The organism is Crossiella sp. SN42, from assembly GCF_023897065.1.
GTDB lineage: Bacteria > Actinomycetota > Actinomycetes > Mycobacteriales > Pseudonocardiaceae > Crossiella.
Window position 1 is genome coordinate 100,086 of the sequence record NZ_JAMHIV010000008.1, and the last position, 26,563, is coordinate 126,648.

Here is a 26,563-nt window from a genome sequence, read left to right on the forward strand (position 1 = left end):
TCACACACGGGGAAGGCCCCGCCACCGGAACTCGGTGGCGGGGCCTTCCCCGTTGTCAGGCGTTCTGAAAAGACACGGGCTAGTCGCCGAAGGGGAAGTTCTCCAGCCAGCCGGTGGTGCTCGGCGGGCGCGGGCCGAACTCCTTCACCGCGGCGTCGGCCAGGGTGGCGATCTCCTCGCCCAGCTCCAGGTCGCGCAGCAGCGGCACCGGGATGGTGGCGGTGAAGTCGAACAGCACGCCGTAGAGGCCGCCGGTGAGCGCGCCGACGGTGGAGCTGTTGCCGGAGTGCCCGACGGCCCTGGCGATGACCTGCTCGAAGCGGTGGTCCGACAGCGTGGCCCGCACCGCCATGGCCAGTGCCTCCGGCGCCAGCAGGCCCTCGCCCAGCTCCTGCACCGAGGCCGCGCTGACCTCGGCTTCCTCGCCCTGGTGGAACCAGTCCACCGCGGTCTCCAGTGCCGCGCTGACCGGCTCGTGGCCCGGCCAGCGGCGCAGCACCCGGACCGCGCTGTCCACCGCGCGTACCGGGTTGCCGATACCGCGCAGGATCCGGTTGACGATCACCGCGTAGGCGCCGGCCGACAGGTACGCGGAGGGGTGGCCGTGGGTCAGCGCGGCGATCCGCGCGCCCAGCTCGAACACCTGCTCCTCCGCCGCGCTCCACAGCGCCGCGGCCGCCGCCCTGGGCAGCACACCGCTTTCCGCGGAGTCGGTGACCGGGTGATCGAGGGAGCCGAACCGGCCGGTGCTCAGCACCTCCAGCGTGGTGCGGTCCGGCCAGCGCTTGGCGGCCAGCGCCGGGCGCGCCGGGAACCAGCCGTCCGCGCCGCCGACATCGGGCTGCTGGGTGCGCAGCCAGCGCCGCAGCGCGGCCTCGACCTCCGGCAGCGGGTCGGTCGCGCCGGTGCGCCTGCGCCGGAAGTGCGCCCGGATCAGCCCGTCCAGCACGAACAGCGACAGCTGGGTGTCCGCGGTGATCCGGCCCGCGCCGCCGAAGGCAGGCGGGTACTCCCCGGCGAAGGCCTCCCCGTGCGCGGCGGCGAAGGACTCCAGGCTCTCGAACTGCACGCCTGCCCCGACCGCGCCGCCGATGGCCTGCCCGGCGAAGCAGCCGATGACCGCCTGCCGCGCCCGGCCCAGCCGGTCGCCGCCGGGCAGCCCGGTCTCGGCGACGGGCGCGCTCACTGCCGTGCCTCGCCGGGCGGGATCTCCACGATCAGGCCGGAGGCCAGGTACTCACCCAGCGGCTTGGGCAGGAAGTACACCCGCGCGCCACCGGGCTGACGCTCATCCGCCCTGGTCACCGCGCCGAGCATCTTCCAGTCGCCGCCGGCCAGCCGGAAGCGGCCGTACGGCCCCTGCGCGAACTCCGGCGGCAGGGTGGTCCGCTCGAAGCCGGTGCCCGCGTCGAAGATGGTGTTGCCGTCCGGCCCGCCGAAGCGCTCGATCTCGTGGCCCTCGCGCAGGATCAGCGAGTCGATCTGGTCGTAGGCGGCCAGCCCTGGGTCCCCGCCCATGGCCTGGATGGGCGCCTCCTCCGGCAACAGCGGCTCGTCCTCGGCGCGCTGCAGGTTCGGGTAGTTCAGGTACAGCTGCCCGATCAGGTAGGTGGCGGCCTGGGACACGTCGTCGAAGCGCGCCTCCAGCTCCTTGCGCTGCTCGTTCGCCCACCACCAGAACACCGAGAACCGGTCGTCCCGCTCGCGCACCACGCACCAGGCCTCGTCGGCGTACTCGCCGAAGCTGACGTAGCGGCGGCTGACGCTGAACCGGACGCAGAAGTCCCGCACCGCGAACCGGGCCCGCTCCCAGTCGTCCTTGGCGCCGGGGTGCCGCTCCGGCATCTCCATGACCACCGAGGTCGCCTCCTGGGCGACCAGCTTGGGCACCGAGGCCGGCGGCTCGTAGAACCGGGACCGGATGTGGTTGACCAGCTCCAGCGGCGGGGTGACCCCGTGCTCGCGCAGGTAGTAGGCGAGCGCGCCGGGCCAGACCCAGCGGCCGTCGGTGTGGTAGGTCATCGGCACCAGCGACTCGCGCTCGGGGTGCAGCAGGTCCGGCGCGAAACCGCGCGAGGACAGCACGACCGGCGCCTCGCTCAGGTAGCTGATGACGTTGAGCCGCTCCTGCGCGGGCAGCACGGGCCGGTACGCGCGGGGCGGCTCGCCCTCGGCGAAGTAGTCGAACAGCCGGGCCATCGCCAGCTCCGACCGGACCGGCTTGCCGACGGTGCGGCCCGTCTCGCCGCTCAGGCTGGTCATGGCCTGGCGGACCAGCTCCTGCTGTCGCCGGTGCGCGGCCCGCAGCAGCCAGTCCGGGGTGTGGTCACTGGCCCGGGGCAGCGTCTGCAGCTCCTGCCGGTGCTCGGGGTCCAGGTTCAGGTACGCGGTGAACGGCCACTCCGGCTCCGCGTGGAACTCGAACTCGGCCACCGGTTCCGCGCCCGCGACCAGCCGGTAGTCGGCGGTGAACCAGGCGCCCGCGCCTGGCTGGTAGGTCGCCATCCGGAGCCGGTACAGCCACTGGCTGACCTGCGGTGGCGGCGACCAGTAGTACTCCTCGCCGTCGGCGAGGGTGACCACCGTGGTCAGCTGCATGTGGGCGGCCAGTGCGTGGCAGACCACCCCGATGGCCTGCCAGCCCGCCGGCGCCAGCGCGGTCAGCGCCGAGGTGAGTCCGGCCAGCAGCGGCGCCGGGTCCGGCTGGCCGGTGCCCGGCAGCTCGGCCTGCTCCACCGGCAGCGGGAACTGCCGCCAGTCGAGGGTCCCGCCCATTCCGGTCCAGCGGAGCTGCACGACCTTGCTGATCCGCTCGAACGGCTTCTGACCGCGGATGAGGGACCGGTCGTAGATCTCCAGCCCGCGCTGGGCCGCCGACTCGGTGTCCAGGGTCAGGCCGCCCGGCCAGACCACGGGCACCAGTTCGGTCTGCTCGTCGTAGCCGACCTCGTACGGCTCGTCGTCGATGAAGCCGATGGTCTGCAGCTCGAACCGCGACTCCAGCAGCGGGGCCTCCACCGGCCTGCCGAAGGTGCCGTCGGGCAGGCGCTCGAAGTCGCCCTCGGGCGCGCCGCCGTCCAGCGGCGCCAGGTAGAGCTGCTTGCCCAGGCGTCGCCGCAGGTACGGCGTGTCCTGCCAGTAGGCGAACTCGCCGTTGTAGGTCCGCTGCTTGATGATCATCTTCGGTCAGCTCTCCCCTTGGGCGGGCACGCCCCGCACTCCGTCGCCGGCGCCCGCGGCGAAGTCGATCAGATCCTGGAGCGGGATGGTGGCCGACAGCGCGCCCGCCACTCCCGCGTTGAGGCGGAGCCGCACTCCGCCGAGGTCCAACAGCTGGTCGCCGCGGGCCTGCTGGCACCGGGTCCAGCTCTCCGGCAGCCGTTCCGCCGAGGTGCACACGTCCAGCACCAGCCCGCCGGCCTCCTCGGCCAGGAACAGCTCGCCGGGGTGGTCCGGGTACTCGACCATGACCAGCTCCCAGCCGAGCAGGGTGCGCAGCGCGGTCTCCCTCGGCCCGTAGCCGGAGAGGGCCAGCTCAAGATCGCGTTCCAGCTGGTTGGTCGGCCGGGGCCAGCCCAGCGCCTGCGGGCCCGGCCGGTAGCCGGGGTTCGGCGCCCACTCGCCGAAGTTGCCGTCCTCGTCCACCCGGTAGCCGCCGCGCACACCCCAGGGCGGCACCACGCCGTTGGTGTCGAACTCGGCGTCCACGGAGTACAGCCAGCTGTTCGGCTGGTGCCGGGCCACCGCGCGCATCTCCTCGGTGACCTCCGGCGGCTCGCCCACGGCCGGGGTGTGCTCTTCGGAGAGTGCCTCCTGCTCGGCCACGGTGCCGACCAGCGCGGGATCGGCCGGGCCGAACAGGAACAGGCTCGCGCCGACCGCGGTGGCCTCCGGGTGGTGCACCTCGGTGCCGCTGGACCAGTTGCGGACCTGGCCCAGGCAGACCACGTCCCGCCGGGCGCCGTGCACGGCCAGGAACCAGTCCGCCGCCTCCAGCTCCCGCCGCACCCGCAGCAGCGCCTCGAACACGTCGTGCGCGGTGGCCTCGGCCACGCCCCACGGCCCGTGCACGCGCACCGAGGCGTCCTCGGTCTCGCCGCCGCGCCGGTACTCCACCCGCGCGGGGACGAGCTCCGCCCCGCGGAAGGCGGTCACCTCGATGCTGTGCGAACCGGCCATCGGCTACCTGGTCACCGTGGTGCCATCGAGCAGCGCGTCGAACTTCAGGCCGAGCCAGCGGTTGAACGCCGGGTAGTCCGCGGCCCTGGTCAGCAGCACCTCGGCGCCGCCCTCGGCCAGGCTCATCCGGCCGATCTCGTCCAGCACCACGGTCCTGGCGACCAGGCGGACGAACGGCAGTCGCAGCGCGGCGGTGAGCGTGAGGCCGTCGTGCTGGATGGTGCCGGGGTGGAAGCGGGTGAACCACTGGCCCAGGTGCGCGGCGAGCAGCCTGGCCCACACCGGGGCCTCCGGCGCGGCCAGCCGCCGGTGCAGGTCCTCGCTCGCGCGGATCTCCAGCTCGGGGGTGAAGGTCACGTCGGAGAGCACCAGGCGCGGCTGGTTCGCCCTGGCCAGCACCACCCTGGCCGCCTCGGGGTCCATCCGCACGTTGTGCTCGGCCCGCTCCGGGTCGCGGTAGTTCAGCGCCCCGCCCATCTGGGTGATGACCAGCCGCTCGGCCAGTTCGGGGCGGGTGGTGAGCACCTCGGCCAGGTTGGACATCGGGCCGAGCCCGGCCCAGCGCACCGGTCCCTGGTAGCGGTCGCACACCGCGGTGACCGCGTCCACCACGTCCTCGCGCTGCGCGGGCACCTCGGCGGGTACCAGGCCGTCGATGCAGTCCAGCCGGGTGTTGCCCAGGTCCCGGCCGGTCACCACGGCCACCTCGGGGCGGCCCAGCAGGTCCAGCAGCAGCCGGACGAACCGGGCGCGACGGCCGCCGGGCAGCTCGTCGGTGGTCACCACCAGGGTCAGCTCGGGCAGCGTGGCGGCGGCGACCAGCGCGATCGCGTCGTCCGGGTCACCGCCGGCGTCGGTGTCCACGATCAGCGGGGCGCCCTGCTGCGAGGCCGGGAACGGCGCGTCCAAGCCGGGGGTCTCCGGCAGGCCGAACCGGGTGTTCAGCTCGATCAGCGCCTGGCGCGCCTCGTTGATGTCGTAGTCGAAGTCCTCGCTGATCTCACCCACCGGTTGACCCCTCCAGCATCGCGGGGTTCTCCTCGAACGCCTGGGCGAACTGCTTGCGCTCCTGCTTGGAGCCGCACTGATCGTAGGCGGCCCACACCCGCTGGGCCTGCTCCCCGGTCAGCCCGGCCGAGTCGATGACGGCCATGATCTGGTTGACCGACTTCTTGTCGTGCCTGCGCACCAGCGAGTCCATCACCCGCTCGAAACGCGGGTCGGCGGCCTCGTCCTGGCCGACCCAGGAACGCACCCCGTCCCGGCCGTGCTCGGCCGAGGCGGTCAGCTCGCCCCGCCAGTCCGCGCCCTCGGCCCGCCGGTTCGCCACGTGCGCGGCGCAGTCGCCGACCGCGCGCAGGTTGACCTCCATCGCGCCCTCGCGCACCGAGGGGTCGGTGAACGGCGCGGCCACCCGCAGCGGGTTGAGCCCGGCCAGCGGGTCGGCCTCCTGCCGCGAGGGCACCTGGGCCGGGCCCTCCGCGCCCACCCCGCGCGGGCTGGACAGGGTGCCGTGCAGGGTCTCCTCGATGACGCCGATCGCGTCCTGGTGGGCGAAGGTGCGGCTCGGGTCGGTGGGCAGCTCGTCCAGTGGCTTGCCCTGGCCCTCATCGGGCCCCAGGTCGACCGCGTAGCCCTTCTTGTGGTCCGGGTGCGGGTCGGTGGGTTCCTGGCCGTGGAAGGCGTAGTGGCCCTGGAAGCTGGCCTCGTCGTAGATCGCGGAGAGCAGTTCCTGGACGGTGCCCTTGTAGCTGGTGTCCACCAGGCTGATCGAGGCCCCCGCCTCGTCCACCGGCACACCGCTGGCGCGCAGGTAGTCGGTGAGGCGTTCGTAGGCGCCGTCCACCAGGCTCTCGTCGATCTTGCGGCTGTCCCGGAAGGCCTCGATGCCCTCGAACGGCCTGCCGGTGCTGCGCTCGACGTCGAGCACCGCGGTCTCGGCCACCGCCCTGGAGAGCACCACCTCGCGGCAGTGGTCGGCGAAGAAGGCCGGGTCCAGGGTGCGCGCGGCCAGCGCCAGGCTGTGCCCGTCCCGGCCGAGGAAGACCACCCGGTGCTCGGGGTTGTCCGCGACCATCTCGCGCAGGTCGTCCATCATCCGCACGGCGAGGTCGACGATCACCGGCGCGGTGTACTCCCTGGCCACCTCGTAGGAGTCGGCCAGCGCCGCCCGCTGTTCGGGGTCGGTGATGCCCAGCCGGTCCGCCGCGGCGTCCACGGCCTCGTCCCGGCGGGCCTCCGCCTCCGGGTCGCCGACGCGCTCGGACAGCGGCGGCTCGGGCTCGGTCGAACCGTCCTGGGTGTCGGCGGTCGGGTCCCCGACGGTGGCTTCGTCCTCGGCCGCCCGGTCCACGGCAGGCTCGTCCGCGCCCGGTTCCGTCGCCAGAGTGTCCACTGTGGACTCAGCGGCGGATTCCGTTGTGGCGTCGGCGTTCTCCGGCGTGCCGTCACCGCTGCCCGATTCCGGGTCCGGCATGGCGAAGGCCGGTGGCGGCGGTGGCGGTCCGCCCGGCGGCGGTTCGGCGGTGCCGGTGGCCGTCGGCGGGTCCTCCGGGTCGTCATCGCCGCGGTCGGCCGGGGGAGCCGCCTCCGCCTCGGCCGCGGCCTTGGCGGCCTGGAAGTCGGCCACCCGCTGCTCCTGCGCCCGCGTGTAGGCCTCGCCCTCAGCGGTGAGCTTCCACTGGCCGGTGGCCGGGTCGTACGCGCCGAGCAGCCTCGACTCGCCATCGCGGCCGGTCAGCCAGATCTCCGCCGGCTCGGTGAACGGGTGTGGGGACAACTCGAACTCGGGCACCGGGTTGTCCCGGCTGCCGGTGAACCCGTGCCCGGCGAACGGCGGGTCGATGCTGGAGCTGCCACCCATCGGGAACGGGAGGCTGGGGTCGTGGTTGCCGTAGGCGATCGGCATCGCCTCCAGCGGCGTCCGCTGCCGGGAGGTGCCATCCGGCTCCTCCACCGTGCCCGGCTCGAACGGGAACCGCAGCGAGACGATGCTGTCGTCGTTCATGTCGTACGGCGGCCGCCCGTTGCGGCCTTCGTAACCGGGGTCGGTGTAGTCCAGCCGAAGGCCCTCGATCACCTCGCCCGGAGTGCGCAGGTGTGCCACGTCGCTGTACCTGGCGGTGAAGCCCTTGGTCTCGTTCGGCACACCGAACCGGCCGGCCTGCGGGTCCGGCGGTGGCGGGATCACCTTGTTCAGCAACAGGTTCGTGGCCGCCTCCGCGGTCAGCGCACGCTGGAGCAGCTCGCCGGGAGCCGCCGTGACCTGGTCCCGGATCGCCTGCATGACCTTGGCGTCCTGCGGGGTGAAGTCCTCGATCGCGGTGTTGCGGATCCGGTCGAAGTCGGCTCTGGTGATCTCCATTTCCAGCCTGGCGCCTGCCGCCGCGAGCAGGTCGTCGAGCTGGGCCGGGAACCCATCGGAGCTGTCCAGCTGCGCGTGCGCGTACTGGGTCTCGTAGTCGGTGCCGTCGGTGAACGTGTAGTGCTCGCCCGGCACCGGATCGGCCTGCCTGCCATCCGGCGGGTCCACCGACTCCGGCGCGCTGTCGCTGTCCGCACCGCGCTGGAACGCCCCGGCCCCGGGATCCTGCGGGCCCTCGGGACCCCACACACCAGGGTCGCCCGGCACGAAGCCGCCGTGGTGGCGGTGCTCGTTGCCCCTGGGGTCGACGGTGACCCAGTCGCCGTTCGGCGGCCAGCCGGGTCGCGGCGGCGAGCCGTCGCTGGCGATGTTGCTGCTGGCGAAGACGTTGCCCTTGGTGTCGACCCAGACGTCGGACCGGCTCGCGGTGACCGGGACCTTCAGCGCCGCGGCCAGTTGCGCGGCGAACTGGTGCCCGGTCTGGCAGGACAGCAGCCGGATCGGCTGGCCGTTCCAGTCCGGGTTGGCCCTGATCACCTCGGCCAGCGTGTTCGCGTCCACCCGGCCGCGGCCGAACTGGACCGAGTTGGGGCCGCCGTGCAGGTCGACGGTGAACCGGTGCGGATCCGGCCGGACCAGCCGGGCGGAGTCCAGGTGCGCGCCCTGGTGCGGCGGGTAGATCGACATCCCGGACCTGGTGCGGTGCATCAGGTCCAGGTCGCCGTCGCGCAGCCCCAGTGATTCCGGGTCCCGCCGGAAGTTCAGCAGCTCGCCGAGCGGCCGTTCCCTGCTCGGCCGCGGCAGGGCCTGGTCCGACGGCGGCTGGACCTGCTGGCTCGGCTGCGCGTTGAGCTGGGCCTGCTCCGCCTTCCAGTGCTTGAGCGCGATCTCGTCCCGGGGATCGATCTCGTCCCGCCGCGCGCGCTGCTCCAGCTCGCGCATCTTGGCGTCGTAGTTCGCCCGGTCCTGCTGCGCCTGCCGCTCGGCCTGCACCCGAGGGTCGACGTAGTCGGAGCCGACCGGCCCAAAACTCGTCGGCTGCGAGCGGTCCATGCCGAAGTCGGTGCGCGGATCCCGCTGGCTGCCCTGGTCCAACCGGTTCGGCTGGAACACCGGCGCCGGCGGGCGGGGCGGCGGGGCGTCGAAGCGCGGCCCGGCGAAACCAGGCGGCGGCATGGTGTGGCCCGGCGGAATCCGGCCGGGAGGCATCCGGCCGGGCGGCGGCACGGGCGGGCGGCCGGTGTTGTCCCGGTTCGGGAAACCGGCGGGAGCGTCCCGGCGCGGCCCACCGGCCGGCGGCAGGTCGCGACGCGGCCCACCGTCGTGCCGGGGCGGCATCGGCGGGTTGCCACCCTGACCCGGCGCCATCGGCGGCAGGTCCCGGCGCGGCCCGCCGGTGCGCGGCGGCATCCCACCCTGGTTCGGCGGGAACCCACCGGGCGGCGGCGCGAACCGCTGCCCCTGCGGCGGCATACCCCTCGGCGGCGTCGGCGCGTTCGGGTCCACCTGGCGCTGCGGCCCGCCGGGCGGCGGGAAACCCTGTGGCGGCAAGGAAGTCCGGCCATCACCGGGGCGCGGGAAGCCCTGCGGCGGGGTGGCCGCGTTCGGGTCCACTGGCCGCCCGGGCGCACCGAACTGCGGCCTGCCCTGGTTGGGATCGAACCGCGGACCCTCCGGCGGGAGGGTGTGCCGGACCATCGGTTGTCCGGGCTGGCGCAGCGGCTGGACCGGGGCGTCCTGCCGGGGCGGTCCCGCCTCGGGACGCGCGCCGGGCGGCGGCAGATCCGGGCGAGCGCCACCGGGAGGGGGCAGGTCGGACCGGACTGGGCCGCCCGCTGGGGGCAGATCGGAGCGGACTGGGCCGCCCGCTGGGGGCAGGTCTGAACGGGCCGGGCCGCCCGCCGGTGGCAGATCCTGGCGGACCGGACCGCCGGCTGGCGGCAGATCCTGGCGAGTGGGTCCGCCGGGGGGCGGCAGGTCTTGGCGAGCCGGTCCGCCCGCTGGGGGCAGGTCGGACCGGACCGGTCCGCCCGGTGGCGGCAGGTCGGGCCGAGTTGGTCCGCCCGGAGGTGGCAGGTCTGGCCGAGCCGGGCCGCCGGAAGGGGGCAGATCAGTGCGAGCCGGACCGCCAGGAGGGGGCAGGTCGGCGCGAGCCGGTCCAGCGGCCGGCGACAGATCTGGCCGGGTCGGGCCGCCTGCTGGTGGCAGATCGGATCGGACCGGTCCGCCGGTTGGCGGCAGGTCCGCGGGCGCGGCCGGCGACAGGTCGGGGCGAGCGGTGCCGGGAAGAGGTCCGGCCGAGGGCTGGACGGGCGGTTCCTGCCGCGGCGGCGCTGGTGGCGCTTGTGGCGGGGCGTCCTGGCGGACCGTCTGGCTCGGCGGCGGCACGTCCGGCCGGTCCGGCACCGGGACGGGAGCGTCCAGGCGGGCCGACAGCGGGCTCAGCCGGTCGCCGGTGACCAGGGTGTCGGCCAGCGTGGACTTCGGCGCCGGGACATCCGGCAGCTTGGCCATCGGCGGGTTGACCAGCGAGCCGTCCGGGTTGCGCGGGGTGGGCACCTCGGTCATCTCGATGACCCAGCGGCCCTTGGCGTCCTGGTACCTGGCGGTCACCTCGAAGCTGGTGCCCGGCGCGAACAGCACCTCGCCCTCGGACTTGAGCGCGGCCGTGGTGATGTCCCGGCCGGTCAGCGAGTTGATCACCATCTTGACCTGGCCGCCGACCGGGCTGCGCTCACCGGCAGTGGTGCTGGTGAAGGAGCGTTCGGTGACCACCGACCCCGGCTCGTAGCCCTGCACCATGAGGTCGATGTGCGCCGGGTTGTCGAAGTAGACGTTGCGGGTGACCCGGCCCTCGAAGGCAGGCATCTCGTTGAGCGCCGAGGTGATCATCCGGATCTGGCCGTCGAACTTGGCCAGCGCCTCGGGATCGCCGTGCCGCAGCGCCGCGTTCAGCTCGCGGAAGGAGTGGTCCACCGTGTAGCCGAACAGGGCCGCGACCTGCTCCGCGGGCACCCGCTCCAGCAGCGCGCGCAGCTCCGGCCGGGACTCGGCCAGCTCGCGCATGTCCGCCATGTCCTGTGCGAACAGTTGACGCCCGTAGTCGGAGGCGAGCATGTGCTCGAGATCGGCCTGGCTCGCCTGGTAGTCCGGGTTGCCGAGGTAGTCGCCGTCGGGCGCGAACTCCTGCGGACGGTCCTCTGTGGACTCCGGAAGCGGATCCGGATCGGCTTGCGGCTGCTCGACATCCGGTCGCTGAGTGTCCACAGTGGACGACTCATCAGGTCCACTGTGGACGGTGTCGGGCGGCTCCGGCGGACTGCCCGGTGGCGGGGTGGCGTGCGGCTGCGGCGGCTGGAACCGGCGCGGGTCCATCGAGCTGTTCGCCGGCTCGTGCTCGCCGCGCCGCCAGACCTCGCGCGGGCTCGTGCTGGGCGGGTTGTCACCCCAGGTCGGCGCGTGGCCGGGCGGGTGCGGCTGGTTGTGCGGCTGGCTGGTGCCATCCGGCCGGAAGGTGGCCCACTCGCCGTTGGGCGGCCAGCCGGGGCTGTACTCGCGGCCCGGCCGGGTGTCCAGGTGCGCGCTGCTGGCGAAGACGTTGCCGTTGGCGTCGACCCAGGCGTCCTTGGTCGGGGCCAGCACCTCGACGCCGAGCTCGCGGGAGAGCTGGGCGGCGAACCCGTCCTCGCCGCCACCGGTCTGGCAGGAGATCAGCCGGATCGGCTGCTGCCCGTCCCAGTCCGGGTTCGACCGGATGATGTCGGCCAGGTCGCGCGCGGACAGCTTCTGGTCGCCGACCTTGACCTGGTTCGCCGAACCGTGCAGGTCCACGGTGAACCGGCCAGGATCGGCCGCCACCCGCATGCTGGCGTGCGAACCGGAGGAGAACCGGTCCTCGAAGGCGTGCAACACGATCCCGGCCTGGGACCGCTGGATCTTGGGCTCCAGCCCGGCCAGGTGGTCCGGCAGCGGCGCGGGCCTGCGCGGCGCGGGCCCCTCGTCGGCGGTCACCGGCGCGGGACGCGCTGGCGGCTGCTCGCCCGGCGAGACCGGACCGTGCTGCGGCGGACCGGCCGGGCGCGTGGGCGGTTGTGCGGCCGGGCCGTCCACCTGGATCGGCGGCGTGGTGACCACAGCCACGTCCGGGGTCATGACCGGGGCGCCGTCCTGGCGCAGGGTCATCGGCGGCGCGGGCGGCGGCGGAGCGGGAGCTGGGCCGGGACCGGGCGTAGGGCCGAAGCCCGGTCCGAAACCGGGGCCGAAGCCCGGGGCCGAACCGGGACGGCCCACGACTCCGCCCGGCACCGGCTGCACACCGACGTGGCCCGCCGGCGGGTGCGCGCCCGGGGCGGGCTGCGGGCCGGGGGCGTGGCCGGGCTGGCCGCCGGGGGTCGGCGAGGGACCCGGACCAGGTGTGTGGCCGGGAGTGGGACCGGAGCCCGGCGTCGGGCCAGAGCCGGGTGTGGGGCTGGTGCCCGGTGTAGGGCCAGAGCCAGGTGTGGGGCTGGTGCCGGGCGCGGGACCGGAACCGGGTGTGGGGCTGGTGCCCGGTGTGGGGCCAGAGCCGGGAGTGGGGCTGGTGCCGGGTGTGGGGCCTGAGCCGGGTGTCGGGCCGGATCCGGGTGTGGGGCTGGTGCCGGGCGACTGGCTCGGCCCGGAGCTCGGGGTCGGGCCGGGGCCCGAGGTGTTCGGCGAGTGCGCCGGCCCGGAGCCCGACGGCGAGGGACCGCCGCCCGGGGTCGGGCTGGGGCCGCCACCCATCGGCGGCGTGCCACCCATCGGCCCGCGCGGCGCGGGCGTGCCGCCGCCACCCGCAGGCGGCTGACCGCCCGGTGGCGGCGCGCCCTGCGGCTGCTGGCCGGACGGGCCGAACTGCGGCTGCTGCTGTTGCTGCTGGTGCGCCGGACCCTGCGCGGGCTGGCCCTGGGGACCGCCGTCGCTCTGCGGGCGCACCGGCGGGGCCTCTGGCGGGGCGACGCCGGAGGTCGAGGTGCTGTCCTGGTTGCCGCGGGGAGCCGGTCCGTCACCCGAGCCGCCGCCCGGTCCGCCGCTGTGCGCGCCGCCGGAGCCGCCGCCGGAACCACCGCTGAAGCCGGAACCGCCGGGTCCGCCGCCCGAGCCGCCGCCCGAGTCACCGGAACTGGAGCTGGAGCTCGGACTCGGGCTGGGGCTCGGGCTGGGGCCGGAGAGGTCCGGCGCCGGTGGTGCCGACGGGGGCGCCGCGCGGCCGCCGTCGCCGGTGCCGCCCGCGTTGCCCAGGTTGGTGTCCAGCGAGGCCAGGTTGGCCATGGACCTGGCGTCGAAGCTCTCCTTGGCGCCGCCGAGGCCGCCGGAGACCGCGCCGGAGGTGCCGCCGAGGGCCACGTCCTTGAGGTCGAAGTTGCCGCTCAGCGCGCCTTCCGCGGCCGCCGAGCCCATCCCGGTCAGGCCCTCTTCCAGCGCGTTCTTGCCCATGGTCTTGCCGATGCCGTCGCCGACGCCGTCACCGAAGGCCTTGCCCATGCCGCCGCTGACCGCGCCGCCGACCAGGCCGGAGATCGCGCCGGACTTGGCCGCGTCCAGGGTCAGGCTGGTGTCCCAGGAGTCGCGGCTGCCCTTGGCCATCTGGAACAGCTGCACGCCGGCGTCGATGGCCACCCCCGCGGCCACCTCGATGCCCACGTTGATCACCAGGCGGCGCAGCAGGTTGGTGCCGAAGCGCTGCACGATGGTCTGGATCAGCCTGCGGAAGATGCCCTGCACGACCACCCTGGTCGCCATCTGGGCGACCGGGATGCCCGCGGTGCTCGCGCCGAAGCTGACGAAGGCGGCCGCGATCATGGCCGCGATCTGCGCGGCCAGCAGGATCAGCGCCGCGATGATGGACAGTTTCGCGTACTCGACTTGCAACGAGCAGTTCTTGCAGGCCGAGCTGAGCGTCTTGGTCAGCTCCTGGAGCTTGGGCAAGGCGCCCTCGCCGCCCTGGGCCAGCTTCTTCCAGAACTCGTCGAAGGCCTTGGCCGCGTCGCCCTCCATGTGCGAGCGGGCCTCACGGACGGCGTTCTCGGCGTTGCGCAGCGCGCTCTCGACGTCGCCCGAGGCCTTCTCCCACGCCTGGCTGAGCCGCATCAGCGCGGTCTCGTCACCCTCCGGCCACTCCGAGCCCACCACGATGGGCGCCAGCCACTGCAGCCAGCCAGGCAGTTCGATTCCCACGAGCTCGTGCTCCCCATCCCGCCGCTAGCGGCGCGCGCCCCTGCTCAACTGCCACTCGCCTTGAGGTTCGCCGCGCCGCCGGTGTCGGCCTGCTCCATGGTGGTCGCCTGGTCGTTGAGGCCCTTGGCCACGTTGATCAGACCCTGCGCGACGTCGGCGATGCCCTTGCTGACCGCGTCCGCGGCAGGCACGTAGTCCTTGGCGAAGGCCTGGCCGGACTCGTCGTTGCCCCAGCACTGTCCCTCACCGGTCAGCGCCGACTGCAGGCTGGTGGCCGCCTTGGCCAGGTCGTCGCCGACCCGGCTGAGCCTGCCCGCCCCGGCCCGGATGCCGTCGGCGTTCTGCCGCGTCTTGCCGGACATCACCAACCGTCCTTCCGGAACACCGACCCGTAGCCGTCCTCGTCCTCCTCCGACTCCGGCCTGCGGTGCGCCGGTTTCGTGTTCTCCGTCACTTCTTCCATCGGCGGGATCCGGAGCAGGTCCTGCAGCGAGGGCGCGCCGGGCAGCAGGTCCGGCAGGTCGATCATGGGCTCGTCCTCGGTGGCCAGCGGGGCCAACTCCTCCTGGATCTGCTCCTGCGCGTTGGCCGCGGCCTCGCGCACCACGCCGGTGATCGTCCTGGCCAGGCTCTCCGGGGTGACCCGCTCGAAGGCGCGCGGCGAGAGGGTCAGTTTGCTCAGCACGCCGTTGGCCCCGACCGTGGCGGTCACCACACCATCGGGTGAGCTGGCCTCGCCCACCACGGCGGCCATCCTGGCCTGCGCCTCGCGCAGGTTGTCGGTCTTCTCCCGCAGGTCACGCATCATGTCGTCGACGCGATCGCGCAGCTGGGCGTTGCGTGCCTCCAGCTCGGCGTTCTCTGCGTCGAAGTCGAACATGCGGGTACTCCTAGTGCTGGTGGGCCACCGCGGCGGCGGGCGGGGTCACAGGGAAGCTACCGTGAAGCCGGTTACGGTGTGCGTCGATCCGGCGCATCCACACCCGTCACCACCTGCGCGGGGAGTATCCACAGGCGGGGCGGCCCCCGTTTTGACCCTCCAGGTAGGAGCCAGGTATCTTTGCTACTCGTGCCCGACTTGCGTCGGGCCGCTCCGCGTGCCTGAGAGGCGCAGCTCGTGTGTCGCAGCCGGGCTGACTTCTAGGCGACACGCGCGGAATCCTCCCAATCCCAGTGGGACGTCTCAGGTGGAAATGGGGCGCGGAATCGGGCGACACGCCCGACCTCGGGTTACGGAGGAGCCCCGCATAACCACCGGACACACCAGAGGCGAACAGAGAAAGACGGTCCATGCCCACGATCCAGCAACTGGTCCGCAAGGGCCGGCAGGACAAGGTCACGAAGACCAAGACCGCGGCGCTCAAGGGGAGCCCGCAGCGGCGCGGTGTGTGCACCCGCGTCTACACCACTACCCCGAAGAAGCCGAACTCGGCGCTGCGCAAGGTCGCTCGCGTCAAGCTGTCCAGCCAGATCGAGGTCACGGCGTACATCCCCGGTGAGGGCCACAACCTGCAGGAGCACTCGATGGTGCTCGTGCGCGGTGGCCGTGTGAAGGACCTCCCCGGCGTTCGCTACAAGATCGTGCGCGGTTCGCTCGACACGCAGGGCGTGAAGAACCGCAAGCAGGCTCGCAGCCGGTACGGCGCGAAGAAGGAGAAGAGCTAATGCCTCGCAAGGGTCCTGCCCCCAAGCGGCCGCTGATCTCCGACCCGGTCTACAGCTCCCCGCTGGTCACCCAGCTGATCAACAAGGTGCTTGTCGACGGCAAGCGGTCGGTCGCGGAGAAGATCGTGTACAAGGCGCTCGAGGGCGCCCGCGAGAAGAACAGCGCCGACCCGGTCGTCACCCTCAAGCGCGCGCTCGACAACGTCAAGCCGACGATCGAGGTCAAGAGCCGTCGTGTCGGTGGCGCCACCTACCAGGTGCCGGTCGAGGTCAAGCCTGGGCGCAGCACCACCCTCGCGCTCCGCTGGCTGGTGAGCTTCTCCCGTCAGCGCCGTGAGAAGACCATGGTCGAGCGCCTGATGAACGAGCTGCTCGACGCCAGCAACGGTCTCGGGGCGAGCGTCAAGCGCCGCGAGGACACGCACAAGATGGCCGAGTCCAACAAGGCCTTCGCGCATTACCGCTGGTGATGACGTGGCGGATGGGGCCGACAGGCGCCATCCGCCTTCCCGCGCTTGACAACGCGCGCCTCACGCAATCAGGAAACGAGGAAGACCCGTGGCACGCGACGTGCTGACTGACCTGGCCAAGGTCCGCAACATCGGGATCATGGCCCACATCGACGCGGGCAAGACCACCACGACCGAGCGCGTCCTGTACTACACCGGTGAGAACTACAAGATCGGTGAAGTGCACGACGGTGCGGCGACGATGGACTGGATGGAGGAGGAGCAGAAGCGCGGCATCACGATCACCTCCGCCGCGACCACCTGCTTCTGGAACAACCACCAGATCAACATCATCGACACGCCGGGTCACGTCGACTTCACCGTCGAGGTGGAGCGGTCGCTGCGCGTCCTGGACGGCGCCGTCGCGGTCTTCGACGGCAAGGAAGGCGTCGAGCCCCAGTCCGAGACTGTGTGGCGCCAGGCCGACAAGTACGACGTGCCGCGTGTCTGCTTCGTCAACAAGATGGACAAGCTGGGCGCCGACTTCTACTTCACCGTGCGCACCATCAAGGAGCGTCTGGGCGCTAAGCCGCTGGTCATCCAGCTGCCGATCGGCGCGGAGAGCGACTTCGAGGGTGTCGTCGACCTCGTCCAGATGAAGGCCCTCACCTGGCGTGGCGACACCAAGAAGGGTGAGGACTACGCGGTTGAGGACATCCCGGCCGACCTGGCCGAGCGTGCCGCGGAGTACCGCCTCGCGCTGGTCGAGGCCGTGGCCGAGACCGACGACGCGCTGATGGAGAAGTACCTCGAGGGTGGCGAGTTCACCATCGAGGAGATCAAGGCCGGCATCCGGCACATCACCATCAACAGCCAGGCCTACCCGATCCTGTGCGGCTCCGCCTTCAAGAACAAGGGCGTGCAGCCGATGCTGGACGCGGTGGTCGACTACTTGCCGACCCCGCTGGACGTGCCGTCGGTCAAGGGCACGCTGCAGGACGGCGTGACCGAGGCGGTCCGCAACGCGGACTCCTCCGAGCCCTTCTCGGCCCTCGCGTTCAAGATCATGACGCACCCGTTCTTCGGTAAGCTGACCTACATCCGGGTGTACTCGGGCAAGGTCGCCGCGGGCGCTCAGCTGATCAACGCGACCAAGGACCGCAAGGAGCGTCTGGGCAAGCTCTTCCAGATGCACGCGAACAAGGAGAACCCGGTCGACGACGCGACGGCCGGCCACATCTACGCCGTCACCGGTCTCAAGGAGACCACCACCGGCGACACGCTGGCCGACCCGCAGAAGCCGATCATCCTTGAGTCGATGACCTTCCCGGACCCGGTCATCAAGGTCGCGATCGAGCCGAAGACCAAGGCTGACCAGGAGAAGCTGGGCATCGCGATCCAGAAGCTCGCCGAGGAGGACCCGACCTTCCAGGTCCAGCTCGACGAGGAGACCGGTCAGACGGTCATCTCCGGCATGGGTGAGCTGCACCTCGAGGTGCTGGTCAACCGCATGAAGAGCGACTTCAAGGTCGAGGCGAACGTCGGCAAGCCGCAGGTCGCCTACCGTGAGACCATCCGCCGCAAGGTGGAGAAGTACTCCTACACGCACAAGAAGCAGACCGGTGGCTCCGGCCAGTTCGCCAAGGTGATCATCACCGTCGAGCCGCTGGACACCGCCGAAGGTGCGATGTACGAGTTCGACAACAAGGTCACCGGTGGCCGCATCCCCAGGGAGTACATCCCCTCGGTGGACGCGGGCGCGCAGGACGCCATGCAGTACGGCGTGCTCGCGGGCTACCCGCTGGTCGGTGTCAAGGTGACCCTGATCGACGGCGCCTACCACGAGGTCGACTCCTCGGAAATGGCGTTCAAGGTGGCCGGTTCCATCGCGCTGAAGGAGGCTGCCCGTCAGGCCAGCCCCGCGCTGCTCGAGCCGGTCATGGCGGTCGAGGTGACCACGCCCGAGGACTACATGGGTGAGGTCATCGGCGACCTGAACTCCCGCCGTGGGCAGATCCAGTCCATGGGCGAGCGCAGTGGTGTCCGCGTGGTCAACGCGCTGGTGCCGCTGTCGGAGATGTTCGGGTACGTGAGCGACCTGCGTTCCAAGACGCAGGGTCGCGCCAACTACTCGATGCAGTTCGACTCCTACGCCGAGGTTCCGCAGAACGTGGCGAAGGAGATCATCGCGAAGGCGACGGGGGAGTGACCCCGGGAGCCGGCCCGGTCTCGACCTGAGGCCGGGCAGGCTCCAGCCGGAACCGCACGTCCCGTGTGGGCCAAAATCGGGGAGCCTTCCCCAGGGTCCGCACTCCGGCCCTGATATCGCCGGACCGACCACGATCAGTTGGCACGGCGGCAAGACAAGAAGTCCAGGAGGACAATCCAGTGGCGAAGGCGAAGTTCGAGCGGACGAAGCCGCACGTCAACATCGGAACCATCGGTCACATTGACCACGGGAAGACCACGCTGACCGCGGCCATCTCGAAGGTTCTGCACGACAAGTACCCGGACCTGAACCCCTTCACGCCGTTCGACGAGATCGACAAGGCGCCGGAGGAGAAGCAGCGCGGTATCACCATCTCGATCGCGCACATCGAGTACCAGACCGAGAAGCGCCACTACGCGCACGTGGACTGCCCGGGTCACGCGGACTACATCAAGAACATGATCACCGGTGCCGCGCAGATGGACGGCGCGATCCTGGTGGTGGCCGCCACTGACGGCCCGATGCCGCAGACCAAGGAGCACGTGCTGCTGGCCCGTCAGGTCGGCGTGCCGTACATCGTGGTCGCCCTGAACAAGGCCGACATGGTGGACGACGAGGAGATCCTGGAGCTCGTTGAGCTCGAGGTGCGCGAGCTGCTCTCCGAGTACGAGTTCCCGGGCGACGACCTCCCCGTGGTCCGCGTCTCCGCGCTGAAGGCGCTGGAGGGCGACAAGGAGTGGGGCGAGAAGCTCATCGGCCTCATGGACGCGGTGGACGAGTCCATCCCGCAGCCGGAGCGCGAGATCGACAAGCCGTTCCTCATGCCCGTCGAGGACGTCTTCACCATCACCGGCCGCGGCACCGTGGTGACCGGTCGTGTTGAGCGTGGCGTCATCAACGTCAACGAGGAGGTGGAGATCGTCGGCATCAAGGAGAAGTCGGCGAAGACCACCGTCACCGGTGTCGAGATGTTCCGCAAGCTGCTGGACCAGGGCCAGGCCGGTGACAACGTCGGTCTGCTCGTCCGTGGCATCAAGCGCGAGGACGTCGAGCGCGGCCAGGTCATCTGCAAGCCGGGTTCGGTCACCCCGCACACCGAGTTCGAGGCGACCTCCTACATCCTGTCCAAGGACGAGGGTGGCCGTCACACGCCGTTCTTCAACAACTACCGTCCGCAGTTCTACTTCCGGACGACTGACGTGACCGGCGTGGTGACCCTCCCCGAGGGCACCGAGATGGTCATGCCCGGCGACAACACCGCCATGAAGGTCGCGCTGATCCAGCCGATCGCCATGGAGGAGGGCCTGCGCTTCGCCATCCGCGAGGGTGGCCGCACCGTTGGTGCGGGCCAGGTCACCAAGATCGTCAAGTGATGTCAGGGGGAGAGGCGGCGTGAGCTGCCTCTCCCTGTCACGGCCCCGATTTGGATCGCCATACTCCGGTGTGGCATCCTGTATGGGTTGCTCGTTGGGGCGGCCAGGCAAGATGGATCGTCTGGCCGCCCCACCACGAGTAGTCCCGCGTTCGTGAGGCTTAGCTGCTTTGCGTACGTAGCCAGGACAGCAGGACCCGGGCCTAGCGGCCCATCCCACAGGTTCAAGTCAGTGGGACCGGTCTGTGCCTCACGGCGCGACACGCCCGACCGCGTGGACCGGGAACCGTGACATCTCAACAGAGGCGGCGCCTGGCGCGGCCAAGACCCCCGAGCGGGCCAAGGCACAGCTGGCCAGCACCGCAGCGGTACGAGAAGAGGAACGGCAAGCCACCATGGCGGGACAAAAGATCCGCATCCGGCTCAAGGCCTACGACCACGAGGCGATCGACGCGTCCGCACGCAAGATCGTGGAAACCGTGACGCGCACCGGCGCTCGCGTGGTCGGGCCGGTGCCGCTGCCCACGGAGAAAAACGTCTACTGCGTCATCCGCTCCCCGCACAAGTACAAGGACTCGCGGGAGCACTTCGAGATGCGCACCCACAAGCGTCTGATCGACATCCTCGACCCCACGCCGAAGACGGTGGACGCGCTCATGCGCATCGACCTGCCGGCGAGCGTCGACGTCAACATCCAGTAATAGCCGGACGCACCGTTCGATTTTTGGGGCGAGGAAGTAACGAGACCCATGTCTGACAGGCAGATCAAGGGGATTCTGGGCACCAAGCTCGGTATGACCCAGGTCTTCGACGAGAACAACCGGATCGTTCCGGTGACCGTCGTGAAGGCCGGGCCGTGCGTGGTGACTCAGGTCCGTACGCAGGAGAATGACGGCTACTCGGCCGTCCAGTTGGCGTTCGGCGCCATTGACCCCCGCAAGGTCAACAAGCCGGTGAGCGGCCACTTCGCCAAGGCCGGCGTGACTCCGCGCCGCCACCTGGTCGAGGTGCGTACCACTGACGCCGCCGAGTACGAGGTCGGCCAGGAGATCACCGCTGAGCTGTTCGAGGCCGGCGCCGTGGTCGACGTGGTCGGCACCAGCAAGGGCAAGGGCTACGCGGGTGTCATGAAGCGGCACGGCTTCGCTGGCCTCGGCGCGTCCCACGGCACCCAGGCCAAGCACCGTTCGCCCGGTTCCATCGGTGGCTGCGCCACCCCTGGCCGAGTGTTCAAGGGCGTGCGCATGGCCGGCCGTATGGGCAGCGCCCGCGTGACCACCCAGAACCTGACCGTGCACCGCATCGAGGCCGAGACCGGCCTGCTGCTCATCAAGGGCGCCGTTCCCGGCCCCAAGGGTGGACTGGTGCTGGTCAAGACGGCCGCGAAGGGTGGTGCGTGATGACCGTGAGCGTTGACGTCCGGACCCCGGACGGCAAGACCGAAGGCACCATCGAGCTGCCCGCGGAGCTGTTCGACGTTCAGGCGAACATCCCGCTGATGCACCAGGTGGTGACCGCGCAGCTGGCCGCCAAGCGGCAGGGCACGCACAGCACCAAGACCCGTGCCGAGGTCTCCGGCGGTGGCAAGAAGCCGTACCGGCAGAAGGGCACCGGCCGCGCCCGTCAGGGTTCGACCCGGTCCCCGCAGTTCTCCGGTGGTGGCATCTCGCACGGCCCGAAGCCGCGGGACTACTCGCAGCGGACGCCCAAGAAGATGAAGGTCGCCGCTCTTCGTGGCGCCCTCTCCGACCGGGTGCGCAACGGCCGGCTGCACGTGCTGACCTCGCTGGTCGAGGGCGACGCGCCGTCGACCAAGGGCGCTCGCCGCATCATCGAGTCCATCAGCACCGGCAAGCGCACGCTCGTCGTGGTGACTCGTGCGGATGAGCTCACCTGGGTGAGCCTGCGCAACCTGGACAACGTCCACGTGCTCGTGCAGGACCAGCTGAACACCTACGACGTGCTCGTCAACGACGACGTGGTGTTCACCAGGGACGCACTGGCGCTCTACATCGCCGGTCCGACCTCGGGCCACTCGGTCAAGGCCAGCGCTCGCGCCAGCGAGGTCGTCGCAGAGGAGGGTGACAAGTGATCCCCGATTACCGCGACATCCTGCTCGCTCCGGTGATCTCGGAGAAGAGCTACGGGCTGCTCGAAGAGGGTAAGTACACCTTCCTCGTGGCTCCCGATGCCAACAAGACCGAGATCAAGATTGCTGTCGAGAAGGTCTTCGGTGTGAAGGTCGTGTCCGTGAACACGATCAACCGCCAGGGCAAGCGCAAGCGGACCCGCACCGGGTATGGCAAGCGCAAGGACACCAAGCGCGCGATTGTGACGCTGTCCGCCGAGAGCAAGGCCATCGAGATCTTCGGCGGCCCGGCCGCCTAAGGGATTGAGGACGCGTTAGAGATGGGCATCCGCAAATACAAGCCTACGACCCCGGGTCGTCGTGGCTCGAGCGTCTCGGACTTCGCCGAGATCACTCGTTCCACCCCGGAGAAGTCGCTGATCCGCCCGCTGCACGGCCATGGCGGCCGTAACGCGCACGGCAAGATCACCACGCGGCACAAGGGCGGCGGTCACAAGCGTGCTTACCGGCTGATCGACTTCCGCCGGGCGGACAAGGACGGCGTGCCGGCCAAGGTCGCGCACATCGAGTACGACCCCAACCGCACCGCACGCATCGCGCTGCTGCACTACGTGGACGGCGAGAAGCGTTACATCATCGCGCCGAACAACCTGCGCCAGGGCGACCCGATTGAGAACGGCCCCAAGGCCGACATCAAGCCGGGCAACAACCTGCCGCTGCGCAACATCCCGGTCGGCACCGTGATCCACGCGATCGAGCTGCGGCCCGGTGGTGGAGCCAAGATCGCCCGTTCCGCGGGCGCCAGCGTTCAGCTGGTGGCCAAGGACGGCCCCTACGCCCAGCTGCGGATGCCCTCGGGCGAGATCCGCAACGTCGACGTGCGCTGCCGCGCCACCGTCGGCGAGGTGGGCAACGCCGAGCACCAGAACATCAACTGGGGCAAGGCAGGCCGCATGCGCTGGAAGGGCAAGCGCCCGACCGTCCGTGGTGTGGCCATGAACCCGGTCGACCACCCGCACGGTGGTGGTGAGGGCAAGACCTCCGGTGGTCGCCACCCGGTGAACCCCGCTGGTAAGCCCGAAGGCCGGACCCGCCGCCGCAAGGCAAGCGACCAGCTCATCGTCCGGCGTCGTCGCACCGGTAAGAAGCGCTGAGCAGGAAGGGAGTGAAGGATGCCTCGCAGCCTGAAGAAGGGCCCCTTCGTTGACGACCACCTGCTCAAGAAGGTGGACGCGCAGAACGAGGGCAGCAAGAAGACGGTGATCAAGACGTGGTCCCGTCGTAGCACGATCATCCCGGACATGCTGGGTCACACCATCGCGGTGCACGACGGCCGCAAGCACGTCCCGGTGTTCGTCACCGAGTCCATGGTCGGGCACAAGCTGGGCGAATTCGCCCCTACCCGCACCTTCAAGGGCCACATCAAGGATGACCGCAAGTCGCGTCGCCGCTGACGCGGCCAGTGACACGAACAAAGAGCAAGGGGTAACAGCAATGGGTAACGATGCCGCAGGCGTGGAGCAGCTTCCGCGCGCAGTGGCGCGGGCCCGCTACGTCCGCATGACGCCCATGAAGGTGCGTCGCGTGGTCGAGCTGATCAAGGGCCGTAACGCCCAGGAAGCCCTGGCCGTGCTCCAGTTCGCGCCGCAGGCCGCAAGCGGTCCGGTGGCGAAGGTGCTCGCCAGTGCCATGGCCAACGCCGAGAACAACCTCGAACTCGACCCCGACACCCTCTGGGTGAGCGCGGCGTTCGTTGACGAGGGGCCGACCATGAAGCGGATCCAGCCGCGCGCCCAGGGGCGCACGTTCCGGATCCTCAAGCGGTCCAGCCACATCACCGTCGAGGTGGAGTCCCGTCCGAAGGTGGTCAGCAAGGCTCGCAAGTCCAGCGTGAAGGGGAGTGGCCGGTAGTGGGCCAGAAAATCAACCCGCACGGCTTCCGGCTGGGAATCACCACCGACTGGAAGTCCCGCTGGTACGCAGACAAGCAGTACGCGGAGTACGTCGCGGAGGATGTCAAGATCCGCAAGATGTTCGCCCGCGGCATGGAGCGTGCCGGTATCTCGAAGGTGGAGATCGAGCGCACCCGGGACCGGGTTCGCGTCGACATCCACACCGCTCGGCCCGGCATCGTCATCGGTCGCCGCGGCGCGGAGGCCGACCGCATTCGCGGTGCGCTGGAGAAGCTCACCAAGAAGCAGGTCCAGCTGAACATCCTCGAGGTCAAGAACCCCGAGTCGGACGCCCAGCTGGTTGCCCAGATGGTCGCCGAGCAGCTGTCCAACCGCGTGTCCTTCCGGCGCGCGATGCGCAAGGGCATCCAGTCCGCCATGCGCTCGCCGCAGGTCAAGGGCATCCGGGTGCAGTGCGGTGGCCGCCTCGGCGGTGCCGAGATGTCGCGCTCGGAGTTCTACCGCGAGGGTCGCGTCCCGCTGCACACGCTGCGCGCGGACATCGACTACGGCCTCTACGAGGCGCGCACCACCTTCGGCCGGATCGGCGTGAAGGTGTGGATCTACAAGGGTGACGTCATCGGCGGCCGTCGCGAGACCGTCGCCGCCGCGGCACCGGACAACCGCGCCCCGCGGCGCGAGCGTCCGAGCCGTCGTCGCTCCGGCGCCTCCGGCACCACGCCGACGAGCACCGAGGCCGGGCGCGCCGCGGCCGAGGCCGCGACCGAGCCGGTCGACACCACCCCCGCCGCGGCCGAGTCCGGCAACGGCAGCGCGGCTGAGAAGACGGAGGGCTGAGTCGTGCTCATCCCGCGCAGGGTCAAGCACCGCAAGCAGCACCACCCCGGCCGCTCCGGCGCCGCAAAGGGTGGCACCAGGGTCACGTTCGGCGAGTTCGGCATCCAGGCTCTGGAGCCGGCCTACGTGACCAACCGGCAGATCGAGTCCGCTCGTATCGCCATCACCCGGCACATCCGCCGTGGCGGCAAGGTCTGGATCAACATCTTCCCGGACCGTCCGCTCACCAAGAAGCCTGCCGAGACCCGCATGGGTTCCGGTAAGGGTTCGCCGGAGTACTGGGTGGCCAACGTCAAGCCGGGTCGCGTCGTCTTCGAGATGAGCTTCCCGAACGAGACCGTGGCTCGCGAGGCGCTCCGCCGCGCGATCCACAAGCTTCCGATGAAGTGCCGCATCGTCACGCGTGAGGGTGGTGAGTTCTGATGGCAGCGACGAACACCGCTTCCGAGCTGCGTGAGCTCACCAACGAGGAGCTCGTGCTGCGTCTTCGGGAGGCCAAGGAGGAGCTGTTCAACCTCCGCTTCCAGATGGCGACCGGGCAGCTCGACAACAACCGGCGTCTGCGTGCCATCCGGCACGAGATCGCCCGTATCTACACCGTGATGCGGGAACGTGAGCTGGGCCTGTCCGTCTCGCCGGACGAGGTCGCGGCATCCGCTGAAGGTGAAGGTGCAGCATGAGCGAGAATGTCGAGAGCACTGAGGTGCGCAACAACCGTAAGACCCGTGAGGGCTACGTTGTCGCGGACAAGATGGACAAGACGATCGTGGTCGCGCTCGAGGACCGCAAGAAGCACCCGCTGTACGGCAAGGTCCTGCGCACCACCACCAAGGTGAAGGCGCACGACGAGGCCAACACCGCGGGCGTGGGTGACCGCGTGCTGCTGATGGAGACCCGGCCGCTGTCGGCGACCAAGCGCTGGCGGCTCGTCGAGGTCCTGGAGAAGGCCAAGTAACACCACCGCCCCGCGCGAGCGGGGCGGGACCGCGCGTGTCAGGTCGGAAATCTGGCACGCCAGTATGGGTCAAGGAGAAGGTAAGTGATTCAGCAGGAGTCGCGACTGCGCGTCGCCGACAACACGGGTGCGAAGGAAATCCTCTGCATCCGCGTTCTCGGTGGTTCGTCGCGTCGCTACGCGGGTATCGGCGACGTCATCGTCGCCACCGTCAAGGACGCGATCCCCGGCGCCAACGTGAAGAAGGGTGACGTCGTCAAGGCGGTCATCGTTCGCACGGTCAAGGAGCGCCGCCGTCCGGACGGTTCCTACATCCGGTTCGACGAGAACGCGGCCGTTCTGATCAAGAACGAGACCGAGCCCCGCGGTACCCGCATCTTCGGCCCGGTCGGCCGCGAGCTGCGGGACAAGAAGTTCATGAAGATCATCTCGCTGGCGCCGGAGGTGCTCTGACATGAAGATCAAAAAGGGCGACACGGTCGTCGTCATCGCCGGCAAGGACAAGGGCGCCAAGGGCAAGGTCATCCAGGCCTACCCGGACACCGACCGCGTCCTCGTCGAAGGTGTCAACCGGATCAAGAAGCACACGCGGGTCTCGCAGACCCAGCGTGGCGCCCAGACCGGCGGCATCGTGACCCAGGAGGCCTCGATCCACGTGAGCAACGTGATGGTCGTGGACTCCGACGGCAAGCCCACCCGCGTTGGTTACCGCACCAACGACGAGGGTCGTCGCGTCCGTATCTCGCGGCGGAACGGTAAGGACATCTGATCATGACGACCGCAGAGAAGATCGCTCCGCGGCTCAAGGGCCGCTACCGCGAGGAGATCACGGGCGCGCTGCAGGAGCAGTTCGTCTACGCCAACCGGATGCAGATCCCCGGCCTGGTGAAGATCGTCGTGAACATGGGTGTCGGTGACGCCGCCCGCGACGGAAAGCTGATCGAGGGCGCCATCCGCGACCTGGCCACCATCACCGGCCAGCGGCCGGAGGTGCGCAAGGCGCGCAAGTCCATCGCGCAGTTCAAGCTCCGCGAGGGCATGCCGATCGGCGCCAAGGTCACCCTGCGCGGCGACCGCATGTGGGAGTTCCTGGACCGGCTGCTGACCATCGCGCTGCCGCGTATCCGTGACTTCCGCGGTCTGTCCCCGAAGCAGTTCGACGGCAACGGGAACTACACGTTCGGTCTGAACGAGCAGTCGATGTTCCACGAGATCGACCCCGACTCGATCGACCGTCCGCGCGGTATGGACATCACCGTCGTCACCACCGCCGGCACCGACGAGGAGGGCCGGGCGCTGCTGAAGCTCCTGGGCTTCCCGTTCAAGGAGAACTGAT

General features: G+C 70.6%; 25 protein-coding genes. 18 read left to right on the top strand and 7 right to left on the bottom strand.

Features of this window, described 5'->3' with window-relative positions; all coding sequences use genetic code 11:
* Nucleotides 1–79: 79 nt before the first annotated feature.
* The 7 genes from M8C13_RS11680 to M8C13_RS11710 are packed head-to-tail and all read right to left on the bottom strand — an operon-like array spanning nucleotide 80 to nucleotide 14,618.
* Nucleotides 80–1,186 (bottom strand): ADP-ribosylglycohydrolase family protein, encoded by a 1,107-nt coding sequence (locus M8C13_RS11680; RefSeq protein WP_252480544.1) that lies wholly within the window; start codon nucleotides 1,184–1,186, stop codon nucleotides 80–82.
* A complete protein-coding gene (locus M8C13_RS11685; protein WP_252480545.1) occupies nucleotides 1,183–3,180 on the bottom strand; it encodes a glycohydrolase toxin TNT-related protein in 1,998 nt (665 codons plus the stop codon). The genes M8C13_RS11680 and M8C13_RS11685 overlap by 4 nt, the downstream gene beginning before the upstream one ends.
* Nucleotides 3,181–3,186: 6 nt before the next feature.
* A complete protein-coding gene (locus M8C13_RS11690) occupies nucleotides 3,187–4,179 on the bottom strand; it encodes a type VII secretion system-associated protein (RefSeq protein ID WP_252480546.1) in 993 nt (330 codons plus the stop codon).
* A gap of 3 nt (nucleotides 4,180–4,182) precedes the next feature.
* Complete coding sequence (locus M8C13_RS11695; RefSeq protein ID WP_252480547.1) at nucleotides 4,183–5,187, bottom strand: nucleoside hydrolase; 1,005 nt, start codon at nucleotides 5,185–5,187, stop codon at nucleotides 4,183–4,185.
* On the bottom strand, nucleotides 5,180–13,738 hold the full coding sequence (locus M8C13_RS11700; protein WP_252480548.1) for a hypothetical protein: 8,559 nt from the start codon (nucleotides 13,736–13,738) through the stop codon (nucleotides 5,180–5,182). Before M8C13_RS11700 ends, M8C13_RS11695 begins: the two co-directional genes overlap by 8 nt.
* 44 nt (nucleotides 13,739–13,782) lie before the next feature.
* Entirely contained in the window at nucleotides 13,783–14,100 is a 318-nt protein-coding gene (locus M8C13_RS11705) for a hypothetical protein (RefSeq protein WP_252480549.1), read from the bottom strand.
* Nucleotides 14,100–14,618 (bottom strand): YbaB/EbfC family nucleoid-associated protein, encoded by a 519-nt coding sequence (locus M8C13_RS11710; RefSeq protein ID WP_252480550.1) that lies wholly within the window; start codon nucleotides 14,616–14,618, stop codon nucleotides 14,100–14,102. Before M8C13_RS11710 ends, M8C13_RS11705 begins: the two co-directional genes overlap by 1 nt.
* 410 nt (nucleotides 14,619–15,028) lie before the next feature.
* Here M8C13_RS11710 and rpsL point away from each other — a divergent pair, with 410 nt between their 5' ends.
* From rpsL to rplE, 18 genes are all read left to right on the top strand, one after another.
* Nucleotides 15,029–15,403, top strand: a complete 375-nt coding sequence (gene rpsL / locus M8C13_RS11715) for a 30S ribosomal protein S12 (protein WP_086785056.1) — start codon at nucleotides 15,029–15,031, stop codon at nucleotides 15,401–15,403.
* Nucleotides 15,403–15,873 (top strand): 30S ribosomal protein S7, encoded by a 471-nt coding sequence (gene rpsG, locus M8C13_RS11720; RefSeq protein WP_252480551.1) that lies wholly within the window; start codon nucleotides 15,403–15,405, stop codon nucleotides 15,871–15,873. The genes rpsL and rpsG overlap by 1 nt, the downstream gene beginning before the upstream one ends.
* A gap of 88 nt (nucleotides 15,874–15,961) precedes the next feature.
* Nucleotides 15,962–18,061 (top strand): elongation factor G, encoded by a 2,100-nt coding sequence (gene fusA, locus M8C13_RS11725; protein ID WP_252480552.1) that lies wholly within the window; start codon nucleotides 15,962–15,964, stop codon nucleotides 18,059–18,061.
* 179 nt (nucleotides 18,062–18,240) lie between these two features.
* Nucleotides 18,241–19,434 (top strand): elongation factor Tu, encoded by a 1,194-nt coding sequence (tuf, locus tag M8C13_RS11730; protein WP_252480553.1) that lies wholly within the window; start codon nucleotides 18,241–18,243, stop codon nucleotides 19,432–19,434.
* A gap of 394 nt (nucleotides 19,435–19,828) precedes the next feature.
* Nucleotides 19,829–20,134 carry a 30S ribosomal protein S10 gene (gene rpsJ / locus M8C13_RS11735; protein WP_003938093.1) on the top strand — a complete coding sequence of 102 codons (306 nt, stop codon included), beginning with the start codon at nucleotides 19,829–19,831 and terminating at the stop codon, nucleotides 20,132–20,134.
* Nucleotides 20,135–20,182: 48 nt separating this feature from the next.
* Nucleotides 20,183–20,833 (top strand): 50S ribosomal protein L3, encoded by a 651-nt coding sequence (gene rplC / locus M8C13_RS11740; RefSeq protein ID WP_252480554.1) that lies wholly within the window; start codon nucleotides 20,183–20,185, stop codon nucleotides 20,831–20,833.
* Nucleotides 20,833–21,525, top strand: a complete 693-nt coding sequence (gene rplD, locus M8C13_RS11745) for a 50S ribosomal protein L4 (protein ID WP_252480555.1) — start codon at nucleotides 20,833–20,835, stop codon at nucleotides 21,523–21,525. The genes rplC and rplD overlap by 1 nt, the downstream gene beginning before the upstream one ends.
* Nucleotides 21,522–21,821, top strand: a complete 300-nt coding sequence (gene rplW / locus M8C13_RS11750) for a 50S ribosomal protein L23 (RefSeq protein ID WP_252480556.1) — start codon at nucleotides 21,522–21,524, stop codon at nucleotides 21,819–21,821. Before rplD ends, rplW begins: the two co-directional genes overlap by 4 nt.
* 21 nt (nucleotides 21,822–21,842) lie before the next feature.
* A complete protein-coding gene (rplB, locus tag M8C13_RS11755) occupies nucleotides 21,843–22,676 on the top strand; it encodes a 50S ribosomal protein L2 (protein ID WP_247755555.1) in 834 nt (277 codons plus the stop codon).
* Nucleotides 22,677–22,694: 18 nt separating this feature from the next.
* Nucleotides 22,695–22,976 carry a 30S ribosomal protein S19 gene (rpsS, locus tag M8C13_RS11760; protein ID WP_252480557.1) on the top strand — a complete coding sequence of 94 codons (282 nt, stop codon included), beginning with the start codon at nucleotides 22,695–22,697 and terminating at the stop codon, nucleotides 22,974–22,976.
* A gap of 40 nt (nucleotides 22,977–23,016) precedes the next feature.
* Nucleotides 23,017–23,433: a 50S ribosomal protein L22 gene (gene rplV, locus M8C13_RS11765; RefSeq protein WP_252480558.1), complete on the top strand. Its 417-nt coding sequence runs from the start codon at nucleotides 23,017–23,019 to the stop codon at nucleotides 23,431–23,433.
* Nucleotides 23,433–24,272, top strand: coding sequence for a 30S ribosomal protein S3 (gene rpsC, locus M8C13_RS11770; protein ID WP_252480559.1), 840 nt, complete (start codon nucleotides 23,433–23,435; stop codon nucleotides 24,270–24,272). The genes rplV and rpsC overlap by 1 nt, the downstream gene beginning before the upstream one ends.
* Nucleotides 24,273–24,275: 3 nt before the next feature.
* Entirely contained in the window at nucleotides 24,276–24,695 is a 420-nt protein-coding gene (gene rplP / locus M8C13_RS11775; RefSeq protein ID WP_185000430.1) for a 50S ribosomal protein L16, read from the top strand.
* Nucleotides 24,695–24,952, top strand: a complete 258-nt coding sequence (gene rpmC, locus M8C13_RS11780) for a 50S ribosomal protein L29 (protein WP_185000428.1) — start codon at nucleotides 24,695–24,697, stop codon at nucleotides 24,950–24,952. The genes rplP and rpmC overlap by 1 nt, the downstream gene beginning before the upstream one ends.
* Nucleotides 24,949–25,227: a 30S ribosomal protein S17 gene (gene rpsQ / locus M8C13_RS11785; protein WP_252480560.1), complete on the top strand. Its 279-nt coding sequence runs from the start codon at nucleotides 24,949–24,951 to the stop codon at nucleotides 25,225–25,227. Before rpmC ends, rpsQ begins: the two co-directional genes overlap by 4 nt.
* 84 nt (nucleotides 25,228–25,311) lie before the next feature.
* Nucleotides 25,312–25,680 (top strand): 50S ribosomal protein L14, encoded by a 369-nt coding sequence (gene rplN / locus M8C13_RS11790; RefSeq protein ID WP_209707277.1) that lies wholly within the window; start codon nucleotides 25,312–25,314, stop codon nucleotides 25,678–25,680.
* A gap of 1 nt (nucleotide 25,681) precedes the next feature.
* Nucleotides 25,682–25,996 carry a 50S ribosomal protein L24 gene (gene rplX, locus M8C13_RS11795; RefSeq protein ID WP_252480561.1) on the top strand — a complete coding sequence of 105 codons (315 nt, stop codon included), beginning with the start codon at nucleotides 25,682–25,684 and terminating at the stop codon, nucleotides 25,994–25,996.
* Between the two features lie 2 nt (nucleotides 25,997–25,998).
* A complete protein-coding gene (rplE, locus tag M8C13_RS11800) occupies nucleotides 25,999–26,562 on the top strand; it encodes a 50S ribosomal protein L5 (protein WP_252480562.1) in 564 nt (187 codons plus the stop codon).
* The last annotated feature ends 1 nt before the right edge of the window (nucleotide 26,563 follow it).

What these genes read in the sequence shown, in the direction of transcription:
- rpmC (WP_185000428.1), top strand. Translation starts at nt 24,695, where the DNA reads ATGGCAGCGACGAACACCGCTTCCGAGCTGCGTGAGCTCACCAACGAG.
- rplX (WP_252480561.1), top strand. Translation starts at nt 25,682, where the DNA reads ATGAAGATCAAAAAGGGCGACACGGTCGTCGTCATCGCCGGCAAGGAC.
- rpsS (WP_252480557.1), top strand. Translation starts at nt 22,695, where the DNA reads ATGCCTCGCAGCCTGAAGAAGGGCCCCTTCGTTGACGACCACCTGCTC.
- rpsQ (WP_252480560.1), top strand. Translation starts at nt 24,949, where the DNA reads ATGAGCGAGAATGTCGAGAGCACTGAGGTGCGCAACAACCGTAAGACC.
- rplC (WP_252480554.1), top strand. Translation starts at nt 20,183, where the DNA reads ATGTCTGACAGGCAGATCAAGGGGATTCTGGGCACCAAGCTCGGTATG.
- M8C13_RS11705 (WP_252480549.1), bottom strand. Translation starts at nt 14,100, where the DNA reads ATGTCCGGCAAGACGCGGCAGAACGCCGACGGCATCCGGGCCGGGGCG.
- rplE (WP_252480562.1), top strand. Translation starts at nt 25,999, where the DNA reads ATGACGACCGCAGAGAAGATCGCTCCGCGGCTCAAGGGCCGCTACCGC.
- rplD (WP_252480555.1), top strand. Translation starts at nt 20,833, where the DNA reads ATGACCGTGAGCGTTGACGTCCGGACCCCGGACGGCAAGACCGAAGGC.
- rplV (WP_252480558.1), top strand. Translation starts at nt 23,017, where the DNA reads ATGGGTAACGATGCCGCAGGCGTGGAGCAGCTTCCGCGCGCAGTGGCG.
- rpsL (WP_086785056.1), top strand. Translation starts at nt 15,029, where the DNA reads ATGCCCACGATCCAGCAACTGGTCCGCAAGGGCCGGCAGGACAAGGTC.
- rplB (WP_247755555.1), top strand. Translation starts at nt 21,843, where the DNA reads ATGGGCATCCGCAAATACAAGCCTACGACCCCGGGTCGTCGTGGCTCG.
- rpsJ (WP_003938093.1), top strand. Translation starts at nt 19,829, where the DNA reads ATGGCGGGACAAAAGATCCGCATCCGGCTCAAGGCCTACGACCACGAG.
- rpsG (WP_252480551.1), top strand. Translation starts at nt 15,403, where the DNA reads ATGCCTCGCAAGGGTCCTGCCCCCAAGCGGCCGCTGATCTCCGACCCG.
- M8C13_RS11685 (WP_252480545.1), bottom strand. Translation starts at nt 3,180, where the DNA reads ATGATCATCAAGCAGCGGACCTACAACGGCGAGTTCGCCTACTGGCAG.
- M8C13_RS11690 (WP_252480546.1), bottom strand. Translation starts at nt 4,179, where the DNA reads ATGGCCGGTTCGCACAGCATCGAGGTGACCGCCTTCCGCGGGGCGGAG.
- M8C13_RS11710 (WP_252480550.1), bottom strand. Translation starts at nt 14,618, where the DNA reads ATGTTCGACTTCGACGCAGAGAACGCCGAGCTGGAGGCACGCAACGCC.